The organism is Paracoccus broussonetiae (genome assembly GCF_031854425.1).
GTDB lineage: Bacteria > Pseudomonadota > Alphaproteobacteria > Rhodobacterales > Rhodobacteraceae > Paracoccus > Paracoccus broussonetiae.
This window is the reverse complement of the sequence record NZ_JAVRQI010000005.1, coordinates 33637-47780: the sequence shown is the minus strand read 5'-3', so window position 1 is coordinate 47780 and position 14144 is coordinate 33637. Positions and strand designations below refer to the sequence as shown.

The window sequence follows — 14144 nt, the reverse complement described above, 5'->3', positions numbered from 1 at the left end:
TGGTTCGAAGGGGACTTAGAACGATACGGAAACGCCGGGAAGCCGCAATTCCGTGAACAGGTCGCGAAGCTCCTGCCGGGCGGCGATGTTGGACATGCTCAGCTGATCGGTGCCGATGTCCTTCAGGTCCAGCAGCGTCAATCCGCGCGGGAACAGTTCGCGAAAGATCACCCGCTCGGAAAAGCCCGGCGCGACCCGGAATCCGATTCGCCGCGACAGGGTTTCAAGGGCACCGCCGACCTTGCGCTTGTTGTGCATCTGCTGCGTTCCCAGTCGGTTGCGCAGGACCAGCCAGTCGATGGGGCCCGCCCCCGCCTCGCCCCGCATCTGGCGCGCGCCCCAGACCATCTCGGCATAGATCGAGGGGCCAAGAACCTTTCCGTCAGGCGACATCCGCGCCAGAAGGTCGAAATCGATGAAGCTGTCATTCATCGGGGTGATAAGCGTATCGGCCAGCGAATGCGCCATCTGGCTTAGCCGGGTGTGCGAGCCGGGGCAGTCAAGCAGGATGAAATCGCAGACCGTCTCAAGTCCCGCGATGGCGTGGGACAAGGGATCGGTGCCGTGGATCTCGGGTTCCAGCAGGCCAAGCATCGGCGTCGGCAAGTCCATCCCTTCGCGCGACAGGAAATGGATGCGGTTTTCAAGATAGCGGGCGAAGCTGCGCTGGCGCACGTCAAGGTCCAGTGCCCCGACCCTGTGCCCCATCCGCGCCAGCGCCGTCGCGACATGCATCGAGGTGGTGGATTTGCCCGAACCGCCCTTTTCGTTCCCGACGACGATGATATGCGCCACGAATCCCCCTGCCAGACCACGTCACTGCGGCTGAGAATAGGAGGCGCATCCCGACTTGAAAAGCGTGGGCTGGCAACGAAACTCGACAGCAGCGGCGACCTGAAATCCGCGCATACTGCGCGTCGGGCATCGGCAACACGCTGGAAACGTGACATTTTAAAAGACGATGAAGCCGGTAGAGTTTTTCTTGCAAAAGACGATCATCTATGTCGTAATAAACCCTGCCAGCAAATGCGCTGCGCGGCTGTGTCACGAAAGGAGCCAAAGATGACGATGCTGAACCATCTGTCGGCTTTCGCCGATCGCGCGATCCGGGCGACGGTGCCCGCCTCGCCCAGCTATGCCGTGTCGCTGATCGATCGCTGTTCGGGCCGGCCGCACATGATCTCGGGGATCCCTCTGGTCCTGATCTCGCGCGAGCCGGTCGAAACCTCGCGCGAACTGATGCGCAATCGCGACCCGTCGCGCTGGGACACATTCATCGAACGCATGGACGAAAAGGGGAACCGCCAATGATCCGCTTCAGACTTGCCGCTGTCGGCCGCGCCGTCACCCCCTTGCAACGCTATGCCACGATCGCGCTTTCCGCGCATCAAAGCGTGCAGGGCCCGGTGCTGCGCCGTTACCACGACGGGCGCGTGATGATCGACACCGGCAGTGGCCCCGTGACCGGCAGGCCACTGGGCGCGGGTCAGGTCAATGCCCCGGTCTGGTCGCCGCTTTTCGCAGGCATGATCTGACCTTCAACCGGTCACTCCGGGCGCCTCCCTCCGGCTTTCGGACAGGCCCACCGTTTCGAAAACCCGGCCCGGAAAGAGAAACGCCGCCCGAAAGGGCGGCGTTTCCAATTCAGCGCGACGGCAGGGATCAGAAGCCCAGACCGGCGTATTTGTTTTTGAACTTCGACACGCGACCACCGGTGTCCATCAGCTTGGCCGAGCCGCCGGTCCATGCCGGGTGCACGGTCGGGTCGATGTCCAGCGACATGACGTCGCCTTCCTTGCCCCAGGTCGAGCGAACGGCATAGATGGTGCCATCGATCATCTTGACTTCGATCAGGTGGTAGTCGGGATGGATGTCTGCTTTCATGGCGCGTCTCCTCAGGCCTTGGCGTCGGCTTTGGGCTTGTAGTTGGTGACCTCGGCGATACGAGCCGATTTACCGCGACGATCACGCAGGTAGTACAGCTTGGCGCGACGAACGCGGCCACGGCGGACGACGGTGATCGAATCTACGTTGGTCGAATACAGCGGGAAGACGCGCTCGACGCCTTCGCCGAACGAGATCTTGCGCACGGTGAAGGACGCGCCGATGCCGCCGCCCTTGCGCGAAATCACGACGCCTTCGTACATCTGGACGCGCGAACGCGTGCCTTCGGTGACTTTATAGCCGACACGAACGGTGTCGCCGGCCTTGAAGTCCGGAATTTCCTTGCCGAGCGCAGCGATCTGCTCGGCTTCGAGTTGGGCGATCAGGTTCATCGCTTTTGATCCTCTGGTTGCTCGCGGTAAGTCCGCGATTGGTCTGATGCGCCCGAGAGCTGTCGGTCCTTTGTCGGGTCCATACGGGTTTCCTCGTATGCCCGCCACAGGTCGGGGCGGCGTTCCTTGGTCAGCCTTTCGGCCATGTCGCGTCGCCATGCGGCAATAGCCGCGTGATTGCCGGATAGAAGAACATCCGGGATCGCGCGGCCTTCCCACTGGGCGGGCTTCGTATACTGCGGATGTTCAAGCAGGCCGTCGGAAAAGGATTCCTCGGCCAGAGAGTCCTGATTCCCCAGCACGCGCGGTATAAGGCGAACTGTCGCGTCGATCAAGACCTGAGCTGCAAGCTCTCCTCCGGTCAGGACATAGTCCCCGATGCTGATCTCTTCGACCCCGTGCGCGTCCAGCACACGCTGGTCGACGCCTTCGAACCGGCCGCAGATCAGCGTCATGCCGGGACCGTTCGCCAGCTCGCGCGCTCGGGCCTGGGTAAAGGGCTTTCCGCGCGGCGAAAGATAGATGACGGGAAGCTGCCCGCCCGCCTCGCGCAGCGCCGCGTCCATCACATCGGCGCGGATCACCATCCCCGCGCCGCCGCCTGCGGGCGTGTCATCGACATTGCGGTGCTTGCCGATGCCAAAGGGGCGCAGGTCGGTGGTGCGCAGGTTCCACAGCCCCTCGGCCAGCGCACGCCCCGTCAGGGACAGGCCCAGAATGCCGGGGAACGCCTCGGGGAACAGCGTCACGATCTGCGCGGTCCAGGCGCCGCGCACCTGTGGTTCGGCCATCAGGTCGCGCGGTCGCAGGCTCGGCTGGATCGACAGGCGGCCATGCGATTTCGAACCCGAGGATTTGGGTTGATCGCTCATGCCTTGCGCAGTCGCAGAAGGTTGGCGGCGGCGGCCAGAAGCGCGCCTGCGACGGTGCTGCCGACCGGCGCATTCGCGGGCAGGATCTTCGGCTGGAACAACCCCCCAAGATACCAGGCCCCCAGCGCAATCGCGCCGCAGATCAGGATGCCCTGCACCATCACGCGCGGGCTGGGCGAAAGGTTGCGCCCGGCAAGGGCCGGGATCACCCCGGCCAGCATCACCGGTGCAAAGACATAGGCGTTCGGGTTTTCGGCCCCACTCAGCCCCTGCAGGAAGGGGCCGGTCAGCATCAGAAGCACGGCCAGGACGAACAGGGCACGATACATCATTCGTCCTGCTCCTCTTCGGGCGGATCGGCGATGAGGCGGCCGGCCGCGATGTCCACGGTCGGCACAAAGGCGCGGGTAAAGGGCAGAAGCAACGCCTGGTTCCGACCCGGACCAAAGATTTCAAGGATGTCGCCCGCGCCGTGGTCATAGACCGCGCGGACCTTGCCGATCAGGACGCCGCCCGCGTCATAGACGCTCAGGCCGATCAGGTCGGTGTGATAGAATTCGTCATCCGGCAAAGCCGGCAGCTTTTCGCGGTCGGCCCAAAGGGTGACGCCCTTCAATGCCTCGGCATCGTCACGTGTCTCGACGCCCGAAAGCCGGGCGCCAAGCCCGCCCGTCACCGGCCGCGTCAGCCGCACGGTGAACGAACGCTTGCCATCCTCGGACCAGAGCGGACCATAGGCGGCGATATCGTTGGGCTCCGAGGTGAAGCTTTTCAGCCGCACCTCACCCCGGACGCCAAAGGCGCCCGCGATCGCGCCGACACAGATCCGCTCGGTCATCGGATTATTCCGAAGCGGCTTCTTCGGCGGGGGCAGCGGCGCGCGCGGCCTTCTTCTCGGCGCGCTCTTTCGCGGCCTTGCCCGGCTCGCCTTTTTTCAGGTTCTTGCGCTCGGCTTTCTCTTTCACGCCGGCAGCTTCCAGGAAGCGGGCGACGCGGTCGGTCGGCTGGGCGCCTTGCGAGAGCCAGTACTGGACGCGCTCGACATCCATCTTGATGCGGTCTTCCGAGTCCTTGGCGAGCAGCGGGTTATAGGTGCCCAGCTTCTCAAGGAAGCGGCCATCACGCGGCATGCGCGAGTCGGTCGCGACGATGGCGTAGTGCGGACGTTTCTTCGAGCCACCACGGGCCAGGCGGATCTTCATAGCCATTGAGATTTCTCCTTTGAAATGGCGGGATTGCGGGGAAACCCCGCGTCAGGATTGAAAGGTTTCGTGGTGCCGGATCACTTCGGCAATCACGAAGTTCAGGAATTTGCGCGCGAATTCCGGGTCGAGATCGGCCTCGCGCGCGAGGCGTTCCAACCGCTCGATCTGCTGCGACTCGCGCGCGGGATCGGACGGAGGAAGGTCGTGTTCGGCCTTGAGGCGGCCGACGGATTGGGTGTGCTTGAACCGCTCGGCCAGCGTATAGACAAGGATCGCGTCCAGCCTGTCGATGCTGGCGCGGTGCTCTTTCAAAAGGTTCGCGGCGCGGGCGATGGCGTCAGTCATTCAGGTCTCCGGGCTGGGTGCGCAGCGTGCACTTGGCAATGCGTGTCGTGATCATGCTCAGGCGGTTCCCATCGGATGACGGAACACGACGCAGGGTGTGCCGCGGATCACGGTTTCCGATTCCGGCGCGGCGCCCATCCGCTCGGCCAGACGGCGCGAGCGCAGGTTCCCATGCGCGATAAGCGAGATCAGCGGCCCAAGACCCATTGCGCCATAGGCATGTTCGCGCGCGGCAAGCGCGGCTTCGTAGGCGATACCCTTGCCCTCGAAACCATCATAGAGATGCCAGCCGAGTTCCGGCTCGGGCCAGTCGATGTTGTGGCCGATGCCAGTCCGGCCAGCGGCCTGCCCCGTCGCCTTGTCTTCGATCATCCACCAGCCGTAGCCCCGGATGATCCAATGGCCGATCATGCCGGTCAGGATCGACCAGCTTTGCCACGGGGGAACCGGTCCGCCCACGAAATGGGAACGCTCGGACAGGCCGAAAGCGGTGATTGCCTCAAGATCGGTGAACCGCGGCGCGCGCAGGATCAGGCGATCGGTCTCGATCACCGGAACATCCACATGCATGGTTTCGATCCCGTGGCGCATCACTTCTTCCCGAACAGCCCGGAAAGCCCGCCGGGCAGGTTCAGACCGCCAAGTTGGCCGCCAAGGCCCTTGGAATCCTGCAGCATCTTGGTCGCCTCGGCCATCTGCGCGGGATCGACATTGGCCATGTCGGGCAGCCCGCCGCCCTTGCCCGCCATCGCGCGCATGGCCTGCTTCAGCATGCCGCCCTTGCCCATCTTGCCCAGCTTCTTCATCGTGTCGGCCATCTGCTTCTGCATCTTCAGAAGCTTGTTCAGCTCGGACACGTCCATGCCCGCCCCGGCCGCGATCCGCCTTTTGCGGCTGGCCTGCAGCATGTCGGGATTGGCCCGCTCTTTCTTGGTCATCGAGTTGATCAGTGCGACCTGACGCTTCAGCGCCTTGTCGTCCAGACCCGCGGCCTCGGCCTGCTTGGCCATCTTGCCCATGCCCGGCATCATGCCCATGATGGACTGCATCCCGCCCATCTTCATCATCTGCTCAAGCTGGTTCTTCAGGTCGTTCATGTTGAACAGACCCTTCTGGAAGCGCTTCATCATGCGCTCGGCCTGTTCGACCTCCAGCACTTCCTGCGCCTTCTCGACCAGCGCGACGATGTCGCCCATGCCAAGGATGCGGCCCGCGATCCGATGTGCGTCGAAGACCTCGATCGCGTCCATCTTTTCGCCAAGGCCGACGAAACGGATCGGCTTGCCGGTCACGGCCCGCATCGACAGCGCCGCACCGCCGCGACCGTCGCCATCCATCCGGGTCAGGACGACGCCGGAAATGCCGACCTTGCCGTCGAATTCGGTTGCGACGTTGACGGCGTCCTGACCCGTCAGGCCGTCAACGACCAGCAGGGTTTCGCGCGGGTTTGCTACATCACGAACCGCCTGGACCTCGTCCATCAGGACCTGATCGATATGCAGGCGGCCCGCGGTATCAAGCATGTAGACGTCATAGCCGCCCAGCGTCGCCTGCTGCTTGGCGCGCTTGGCGATCTGGACCGCGTTTTCGCCCGGCACGATCGGCAGGGTGTCGACACCGATCTGCTGGCCAAGGATGGCCAGCTGCTCCATCGCGGCGGGACGGTTGGTGTCAAGCGAGGCCATCAGCACCCGCTTCTTCTCACGGTCCTTCAGGCGTTTCGCCAGCTTCGCGGTCGTCGTGGTCTTGCCCGAACCCTGCAGGCCGACCATCAGGATCGGCGCCGGGGGGCTATCGATGCGCAATGCGTCCGGCGCATCCTCGCCCTGCAGGACCTTGATCAGCTCGTCATGGACGATTTTCACGACCTGCTGGCCGGGCGTCACCGATTTCGTGACCGCCGCGCCCGTGGCCTTTCCGGTCACCGCCTTGACGAAGCTGCGCGCCACCGGCAGCGACACGTCCGCTTCAAGCAGCGCGACGCGCACTTCGCGCATCGCGGCGGCGACGTCATCCTCGGACAGCGCGCCCTGCTTGGTCAGCCGGTCGAAGACGCCGCCAAGGCGGTCGGACAGGTTTTCAAACATCGGCGGCCTCCATAGGTCGGTTTCCGTGCGCCCCGCGAAACGGGACATGATAAGCAGTAACGCCCCCGTGGGCGCAACGCGCTGACGGGGGGCGATCCCCGCCCAGCGGGGACCGGAAGGGCTGTCCTTCCGGGAATTCGGCGATCAAATACGAAAAAACGGCCTCCGAGTCAACGAAGGCCGTTTCTTTCCGGCAAAAGACGGAATCAGGCGGCGATCTTGTCCAGCGCTTCCTGCGCACGGGCAAGGCCGGCTTCGCGGTCAAAGGCCAGACGGTCGGCCGGAACGAACTCGACATCGGTGATGCCGATGAAGCCCAGAATATGACGGATATAGCCCGAAGCGAAGTCCACATCCGAACCGAAGGGCGTGCCCGCCGCCGCATAGGCGATAATGGCGCGCTTGCCCGTCAGCAGGCCTTCCGGACCTTCGGCGGTATAGCGGAAGCTGACACCGGCACGGGCGATCTGGTCGAACCAGTTCTTCAACTGCGCGGTCAGCGTGAAGTTATAGATGGGCAGGCCGATCACCAGCACGTCCGCGGCCTGCACTTCGGCCAGATACGCGTTCGAGGTGTCGATCAGGGCCTGCTGCTCGGCCGTCGGGTTTTCCGGCGACAGGCGGACGGCCTGGAACCAGTCGTTGTCGATCGCGGGCACACCTTCGGCCAGGTCGCGATAGGTGACGGTGGCATCGGCGCGCTCGGCTTTCAGCTTGGCGACGATCTCGGCCGTCAGTTGACGCGAGACCGAAGCATCGCCGGTGATCGCGCTGTCAATATGGAGGATGTTCATCTGCGGTCTCCGCTAAATCTGTTTCGGGATTGAATTAGGTCTTTGCGCAGATGAACAAAAGGGCGATATTTGTGCAGTGACTGTGCGCAGGTGCACAATGGAAACGGAAAGCTGGGACGATATCCGCGCCGCATTGGCGGTCGCGCGCTGCGGTACTGTCAGCGGTGCGGCGCATCTGCTGGATGTGCATCACGCGACGGTCATCCGTCGTATCGACGCGCTTGAGGCGCGGCTGGGCGCCCGGCTGTTCCAGCGCCACTCGCGCGGCTATTCCCTGACCGAGGCCGGGCGGCTGCTGCTTGATGCCGCCTCGGCCGCCGAGGCGCGCTTTGCCCAGATGGCCGCACGCATCACAGGAACCGGCGACCGGATCGAGGGCGAGATCACCGTGACCTCCCTGATGGGGCTTTCAGAACTGGTCATGCCGCGGCTGGTCCCGCTGTTGCGACAGCATCCGGGACTGCGGCTGAACTATACCACCGACACGCGACTGTTCCGGCTGGATGCTGGCGAAGCGCATGTCGCGATCCGAGCGGGCGCCAAGCCGGTCGAACCAGATTACGTCGTCAGCCCCTGGGTCCGCGTGCCCGAGACACTCTATGGATCGGCCGACTACCTGCGCCAGCATGGCCCGGTCGAGGATCTGAGCACACATCGCTTCGTCCTGCCTGGCGCAGAGTCGCGGCCCGCACCGCATATGCGCTGGTTGGCCGAACAGTTGCCCCAGGCCAGCGTCGTCATGGCCAGCAATGACAGCAGCGCCCGACTTGAGGCGATCCGCGCCGGTCTGGGTCTGGGTTGGCTTTTGCCTGCCGACGCGGGCGAGATGATCGCTGTCATGTCGCTGCCGGAATGGGAATCGCAGCTTTGGCTGGTCAGCCATGTCGATCTGCACCGTTCCCCGAAGGTCCAGGCGGTCCTGCGCGCCCTGCGCGAGACCGGCTAGCGTGGTCGCCCAAGGGGGCTTGTATCCCGGCAACAGATGTCGATGCTCTGCCCGCCTGAACACAAGGGGAAGAATCCATGGCCGATACGATCGCAGTGCCGCATGAGCGGCGGGAATCGCTGCGCGGCCATGCTGCCATGCTGGTGTTTTCCCTGCTGATTGCCGGATCCTTCTCGCTTGGGGCGCGGGCCGCAAACCTGATCGACCCGGCGGCCATATCGGCCGCGCGCTTCGTCATCGCGGCGGCGGCGGTCGGCGGCTTTGCGCTGGCGGCGGGCCCGGGCCTTCCGCGCGAGGCGTTTCGCGCGCCCTGGCGCTACCTGATCCTGGGCGGACTTTTCGCCGCCTATTTCGTGCTGATGTTCGAGGGCCTGAAAACCGCCCTGCCCGTCTCGGCCGCGGCGGTCTTTACCCTGACCCCGGTGATGGCGGCAGCCTTTGGCTGGATGCTGATGCGCCAGCGCATGACCTCGCGCCTGGCAATGGCACTGGCGCTTGGCGCGGCCGGATCGTTGTGGGTCATCTTCCGCGGCGATGCCGCCGCGTTGATGCGGCTGGAATTCGGTCGAGGAGAGGCGATCTATCTGGTCGGATGCGCCGCCCATGCCCTTTACACGCCCATGGTGCGGCGGCTGAACCGGGGCGAGAACCCGCTGGCTTCGACCTTCGCGACGCTGGTCGCAGGCGCGATCATCCTGGCCGTCTGGGGCTGGCAGGCGATTATCCACACCGACTGGACCAGCCTGCCCGCGATCGTCTGGATCACACTTTTCTACGTCGCGATTTTCGCAAGCGCCATGACCACCGCGCTTGTGCAATACGCGACCATGCGCCTGCCTTCCGCCAAGGTCATGGCGTATACCTACCTGACACCGGTCTGGGTCATCCTGCTGGAGGCGATGCTGACCCACACCGTCCCCGGGATGATGATCCTGCCCGGCGTGATCGCGACCGTCGCCGCGCTGCTCCTGCTTCTCAAGGACTGATCGCGGACTTGGCAAGATGGGTATTTGGAAAACGGTGAAGACGGACGCCGCGCACCAGAACTCACCGTTTCTACAAATACCCCTGCGACGCGCGCCACAAGCTCAGGCAGCAACCTCGTCGGGCCCGGCGAGTGCCACGATATCCATCATGATGCGATTCAGCTCGAAATCCTTGGGGGTATAGACGCGAGCGACGCCCATTTCCTCCAGACGCCCGGCATCCTCTTCGGGGATGATGCCACCGACGATCACGGGGATATGGGAAAGGCCCGCCCCGCGCATCCGCGCCATGACCTCGTCGATCAACGGAAGGTGACTGCCTGACAGGATGGACAGGCCGACGACATGCGCATCATCCTGCGCGGCCCGCGCGACAATCTGTTCGGGGGTCAGGCGGATACCTTCATAGGTGATGTCCATACCGCAATCACGCGCGCGAAAGGCGATCTGCTCGGCACCGTTCGAATGGCCGTCCAGCCCCGGCTTGCCGACCAGAAACTTCAGCCTCCGCCCCAGCCGCCGGCTGACCTGGTCCACCGCCTCGCGGATCGGCTCAAGCCCCTGCGTCCGGTTCGACGGGCTGGCAGAGACGCCGGTCGGGCCGCGATACTCGCCATAGACCTCGCGCATCACCGACGCCCATTCGCCTGTCGTTACACCGGCACGTGCCGCCGCGATGCTGGGTGGCATGATATTCGCGCCCCCCTGCGCGGCCACGCGCAGCGCCGCAAGGGCGGCAAGGGCGGCCGCGTCGTCGCGGGCCTCGCGCCAGGCCAGAAGCCGCGCGATCTGGTCCTGTTCATCCGCGGGATCGACGACAAGGATCCCGCCTTCGCCCGCGGTCAGGGGTGAGGGTTCACCCTGCTGCCAGCGGTTCACGCCGACCACGACGGTCTCGGCCGCCTCGATCCGGTTCAGGCGCTCGGCGTTTGATTCGACCAGCCGAGACTTCATGTAGTCGATGGACGCGATCGCCCCGCCCATGCCATCCAGAAGCGCAAGTTCGGCCCTGGCGCCAGTCTTCAACTCTGCGACCCGGGCGGCGATGACGGGGTTTCCGTCGAACAGGTCGCCATATTCCAGCAGGTCGGTTTCATAAGCCAGGATCTGCTGCATCCGCAGCGACCATTGCTGATCCCAGGGTCGGGGCAGGCCCAGCGCCTCGTTCCAGGCGGGAAGCTGAACCGCGCGGGCGCGCGCATTCCTGGACAGCGTGACCGCCAGCGTCTCAAGCAGGATCCGGTAGACGTTGTTTTCGGGCTGCTGCTCGGTCAGGCCAAGGCTGTTCACCTGCACGCCATAGCGAAAGCGGCGGAACCGTTCATCCTCGATTCCATAGCGCTCGCGGCAAAGTTCGTCCCACAATTCGGTGAAGGCGCGCATCTTGCAAAGCTCGGTCACGAAGCGAATGCCGGCATTCACGAAGAACGAAATGCGCCCGACCATTGCCGGGAAATCCCGCGCCTCGACCTTGCCCCGCAGATCGTCGAGAACGGCGATAGCCGTCGCCAGCGCATAGGCAAGTTCCTGTTCGGGCGTCGCCCCCGCCTCTTGCAGGTGGTACGAGCAGACGTTCATCGGGTTCCATTTTGGCATGTGCCGAGCGGTGTGGGCCGCGACATCGGTGATCATGCGCAGGCTGGGCGCCGGCGGGCAGATATAGGTGCCGCGCGACAGGTATTCCTTGATGATGTCGTTCTGCACCGTGCCCTGAAGCGCGGAAACGTCGGCGCCCTGCTCTTCTGCCACCGCGATGTAAAGCGACAGCAGCCATGGCGCGGTCGCGTTGATGGTCATCGAGGTGTTCATCTGTTCCAGCGGGATCTGGTCGAACAGCGCGCGCATGTCGCCAAGATGGCCGATCGGCACACCGACCTTGCCGACTTCGCCCCGTGCCAGGACATGGTCGCTGTCATAGCCGGTCTGCGTCGGCAGGTCGAAGGCGACGGACAGCCCGGTCTGCCCCCGCGCGAGGTTCATGCGATACAGGGCGTTCGACCGGGCCGCCGTCGAATGGCCGGCATAGGTGCGGAAAAGCCAGGGCTTGTCCTTGATGGGCGCGCGTTCCGTCATCATCCATCCCGCAATATTATTTCTGCACCTGCGTTGATATCGTAACAATCGTGCCCGGTCAATTCGCCGCAGCGCAGAGAGCGCTGCCACTTGCTCCGCCCGCCAAGCAAGGGACCAGGGCGGTGGGGACACATTTATTCCACTCCTTCGCCCGGATGTTCATTTGTATGTTTGGACTGCGGGGAATGGGATGTTAGCGTCCAAACTCAGAACACCGACCGAGGGGCCGAATGATCACCCGCCGAACCGTCCTTGCCTCGCTGGCCGCGACGCTCGCCGCGCCGGCGCTTGCCAGTCCGAAGACCCCGTCCGGGATCATGGAACTGGCCTATTCCGACCATTCGCCCCGCAACATGCTGGACATCTATCGCCCCGAGGGGCCCGGCCCCTTTCCCGCGATCCTGGATATCCACGGCGGCGGCTTTCTGACCGGCGACAAGCGCGACCTGCGGGTGCCTCGGCAGGTGCTGGATCGTGGAATCGCGGTGGTCCGCATGAATTACCGCCTGTCCAGCCAGTCGCGCTGGCCCGCGCAGCAGGATGACGTGCTGAGCGCGGCCGCCTTTCTGCAAAAGCACGGCAAGGATCTGGGGCTGGTAACAGACCGGATCGCGCTTGGCGGTCGCTCGGCCGGGGCATTTCTGGCCGTTTCGGCCGCGCTCAGTATGGTGCAGGCAGGCTGGTCCCCGGCCGCAGTGGTGAATTTCTACGGGCCGATGGATTTCGGCAGCATGGACGCCGACATGGCCCGGCTGGACCTGAAGGTCACACGCCCGCCCGCGGATTCTGCGCAAAGCGTCGAATCGCTGCTGGTCGGTTATGCGGTCGGCGACCGCCGGAAAGAGGCGACGGCGATGGGCCCCGTCGGAAGGCTGGCCATGATGGCAGAGGGTGTGCGGCTGCCGCCGCTGATGATCCGCCACGGGATCCGGGACAATATCGTCTCGGCCCATCAGGCCGAACACCTGCGCACCGCCTGGCACCGCGTCGATCCGCTGACACCGATCGACTTCCAGCTTTTGCCCGATGAGGGGCATGGCACGGCAGCCTTTGGCGGCGACAAGGTGCTGGGAGATCTGGCCTCTTTCCTGGCGCGCTATCTGGTTCCTGTCATGAGCGGCTGACCTGCCAGAATCGGCTGGGTTATATTGTTGCTCATTCGCGCCAGAATTTTATTGCAATGTTGCGCGAGCGATTTTACTCAGGGGGTGAGACGCCGATTCTGCACTGCGGCAAGACAGGAGATGCCGATGGCCCTTGATGCACCGAACTCCATCGCGCCCTATGACGCGCCCCTGAAGGATTTGTACGAGGTCGGAGAGATGCCGCCCTTGGGACATGTGCCCAAGCAGATGTATGCTTGGGCAATCCGGCGCGAGCGGCATGGCGAACCCGACAAGGCGATGCAGATCGAAGTCGTGGACACGCCCAGCATCGACAGCAACGAAGTGCTGGTTCTGGTGATGGCGGCAGGCGTCAATTACAACGGCATCTGGGCGGGGCTTGGCGTTCCGATCAGCCCCTTCGACGGACATGGCGCGGATTACCACATCGCTGGTTCGGACGCGTCCGGCATCGTCTGGGCGGTCGGAGATCGGGTCCGGAACTGGAAGGTTGGCGATCAGGTCGTCATCCACTGCAACCAGGACGACGGCAATGACGAGGAATGCAACGGCGGAGATCCGATGTATTCCCCGACCCAACGCATCTGGGGATACGAGACGCCGGATGGCAGCTTTGCGCAGTTCACCCGTGTGCAGGCGCAGCAATTGATGAAGCGTCCACAACACCTGACCTGGGAAGAATCCGCCTGCTATACGCTGACGCTGGCCACCGCCTATCGCATGCTTTTCGGGCATGAGCCGCATGAGCTGAAGCCGGGGATGAACGTGCTGGTCTGGGGTGCGTCGGGCGGACTTGGTTCCTACGCGATCCAACTGATCAATGCCGCCGGCGGCAATGCGATCGGCGTCATATCGGAAGAGGACAAGCGGGACTTCGTCATGGGCCTGGGCGCCAAGGGCGTCATCAACCGCAAGGAGTTCAGTTGCTGGGGCCAGCTTCCGACCGTGAACACCCCCGAATACAAGGAGTGGTTCAATGAGGTGCGTCGCTTCGGCAAGGCGATCTGGGACATCACCGGCAAGGGCGTGAACGTCGACATCGTCTTCGAGCATCCCGGCGAGGCGACCTTTCCCGTCTCGACCTTCGTCTGCAAGAAGGGCGGCATGGTCGTGATCTGCGCGGGCACCACCGGGTTCAATTGCACCTTTGACGTGCGTTACCTGTGGATGCACCAGAAGCGCCTGCAAGGCAGCCACTTCGCGCATCTGAAACAGGCCAGCGCCGCCAACAAGCTGATGCTCGAACGCCGTCTTGACCCCTGTATGTCCGAGGTCTTTCCTTGGGCCGAAATCCCCGCGGCGCATCTGAAGATGTATCGCAACCAGCACAAGCCCGGCAATATGGCCGTCCTTGTGCAGGCCCCGACCACCGGCCTGCGCACTTTCGAGGATGCGCTGGAAGCCGGACGGCGCTAAGACGAATGCCGGTCGCGGCC

18 protein-coding genes are annotated in these 14144 nt (G+C 64.1%); 6 read left to right on the top strand and 12 right to left on the bottom strand.

All coding sequences use genetic code 11. The features are described from left to right. Nucleotides 1-15 precede the first annotated feature (15 nt). Nucleotides 16-795, bottom strand: a complete 780-nt coding sequence (locus RM190_RS07610; protein ID WP_311758819.1) for a division plane positioning ATPase MipZ — start codon at nucleotides 793-795, stop codon at nucleotides 16-18. A gap of 267 nt (nucleotides 796-1062) precedes the next feature. Here RM190_RS07610 and RM190_RS07605 point away from each other — a divergent pair, with 267 nt between their 5' ends. Further along, on the top strand, nucleotides 1063-1311 hold the full coding sequence (locus RM190_RS07605) for a hypothetical protein (RefSeq protein WP_311758818.1): 249 nt from the start codon (nucleotides 1063-1065) through the stop codon (nucleotides 1309-1311). Further along, entirely contained in the window at nucleotides 1308-1535 is a 228-nt protein-coding gene (locus RM190_RS07600; protein WP_311758817.1) for a hypothetical protein, read from the top strand. Before RM190_RS07605 ends, RM190_RS07600 begins: the two co-directional genes overlap by 4 nt. A gap of 127 nt (nucleotides 1536-1662) precedes the next feature. On the opposite strand, the gene rpmE is transcribed toward RM190_RS07600, so the two are convergent. From rpmE to RM190_RS07550, 10 genes are all read right to left on the bottom strand, one after another. Then, entirely contained in the window at nucleotides 1663-1884 is a 222-nt protein-coding gene (gene rpmE / locus RM190_RS07595; RefSeq protein WP_311758816.1) for a 50S ribosomal protein L31, read from the bottom strand. An 11-nt stretch (nucleotides 1885-1895) separates the two neighbouring features. After that, nucleotides 1896-2276 (bottom strand): 50S ribosomal protein L19, encoded by a 381-nt coding sequence (gene rplS / locus RM190_RS07590; RefSeq protein ID WP_311758815.1) that lies wholly within the window; start codon nucleotides 2274-2276, stop codon nucleotides 1896-1898. Continuing rightward, nucleotides 2273-3148 (bottom strand): tRNA (guanosine(37)-N1)-methyltransferase TrmD, encoded by an 876-nt coding sequence (trmD, locus tag RM190_RS07585; RefSeq protein WP_311758814.1) that lies wholly within the window; start codon nucleotides 3146-3148, stop codon nucleotides 2273-2275. Before trmD ends, rplS begins: the two co-directional genes overlap by 4 nt. Beyond that, nucleotides 3145-3480: a hypothetical protein gene (locus RM190_RS07580; protein WP_311758813.1), complete on the bottom strand. Its 336-nt coding sequence runs from the start codon at nucleotides 3478-3480 to the stop codon at nucleotides 3145-3147. Before RM190_RS07580 ends, trmD begins: the two co-directional genes overlap by 4 nt. Beyond that, a complete protein-coding gene (gene rimM / locus RM190_RS07575; protein ID WP_311758812.1) occupies nucleotides 3477-3986 on the bottom strand; it encodes a ribosome maturation factor RimM in 510 nt (169 codons plus the stop codon). The genes RM190_RS07580 and rimM overlap by 4 nt, the downstream gene beginning before the upstream one ends. Before the next feature lie 4 nt (nucleotides 3987-3990). Next, nucleotides 3991-4356: a 30S ribosomal protein S16 gene (rpsP, locus tag RM190_RS07570; protein WP_311758811.1), complete on the bottom strand. Its 366-nt coding sequence runs from the start codon at nucleotides 4354-4356 to the stop codon at nucleotides 3991-3993. A 45-nt stretch (nucleotides 4357-4401) separates the two neighbouring features. Beyond that, nucleotides 4402-4698, bottom strand: coding sequence for a chorismate mutase (locus RM190_RS07565; RefSeq protein ID WP_311758810.1), 297 nt, complete (start codon nucleotides 4696-4698; stop codon nucleotides 4402-4404). Nucleotides 4699-4755: 57 nt separating this feature from the next. Further along, a complete protein-coding gene (locus tag RM190_RS07560) occupies nucleotides 4756-5289 on the bottom strand; it encodes a GNAT family N-acetyltransferase (RefSeq protein ID WP_311758809.1) in 534 nt (177 codons plus the stop codon). Further along, complete coding sequence (gene ffh, locus RM190_RS07555) at nucleotides 5289-6785, bottom strand: signal recognition particle protein (protein WP_311758808.1); 1497 nt, start codon at nucleotides 6783-6785, stop codon at nucleotides 5289-5291. The genes RM190_RS07560 and ffh overlap by 1 nt, the downstream gene beginning before the upstream one ends. A 206-nt stretch (nucleotides 6786-6991) precedes the next feature. Continuing rightward, the gene (locus RM190_RS07550) at nucleotides 6992-7579 is read right to left on the bottom strand and encodes an FMN-dependent NADH-azoreductase (protein ID WP_311758807.1); all 588 of its coding nucleotides are present in this window, start codon (nucleotides 7577-7579) and stop codon (nucleotides 6992-6994) included. A 97-nt stretch (nucleotides 7580-7676) separates the two neighbouring features. On the opposite strand from RM190_RS07550, the gene RM190_RS07545 reads away from it, so the two are divergent. Both RM190_RS07545 and RM190_RS07540 read left to right on the top strand, forming a co-directional pair. Further along, nucleotides 7677-8525, top strand: coding sequence for a LysR family transcriptional regulator (locus tag RM190_RS07545; protein WP_311758806.1), 849 nt, complete (start codon nucleotides 7677-7679; stop codon nucleotides 8523-8525). Nucleotides 8526-8602: 77 nt separating this feature from the next. Beyond that, entirely contained in the window at nucleotides 8603-9511 is a 909-nt protein-coding gene (locus RM190_RS07540) for a DMT family transporter (protein WP_311758805.1), read from the top strand. Between the two features lie 102 nt (nucleotides 9512-9613). On the opposite strand, the gene RM190_RS07535 is transcribed toward RM190_RS07540, so the two are convergent. Continuing rightward, nucleotides 9614-11584: a protein meaA gene (locus RM190_RS07535; RefSeq protein ID WP_311758804.1), complete on the bottom strand. Its 1971-nt coding sequence runs from the start codon at nucleotides 11582-11584 to the stop codon at nucleotides 9614-9616. 230 nt (nucleotides 11585-11814) lie between these two features. Here RM190_RS07535 and RM190_RS07530 point away from each other — a divergent pair, with 230 nt between their 5' ends. Beyond that, nucleotides 11815-12708 (top strand): alpha/beta hydrolase, encoded by an 894-nt coding sequence (locus RM190_RS07530; protein ID WP_311758803.1) that lies wholly within the window; start codon nucleotides 11815-11817, stop codon nucleotides 12706-12708. Between the two features lie 126 nt (nucleotides 12709-12834). Next, nucleotides 12835-14124: a crotonyl-CoA carboxylase/reductase gene (gene ccrA, locus RM190_RS07525; protein WP_311758802.1), complete on the top strand. Its 1290-nt coding sequence runs from the start codon at nucleotides 12835-12837 to the stop codon at nucleotides 14122-14124. The last annotated feature ends 20 nt before the right edge of the window (nucleotides 14125-14144 follow it).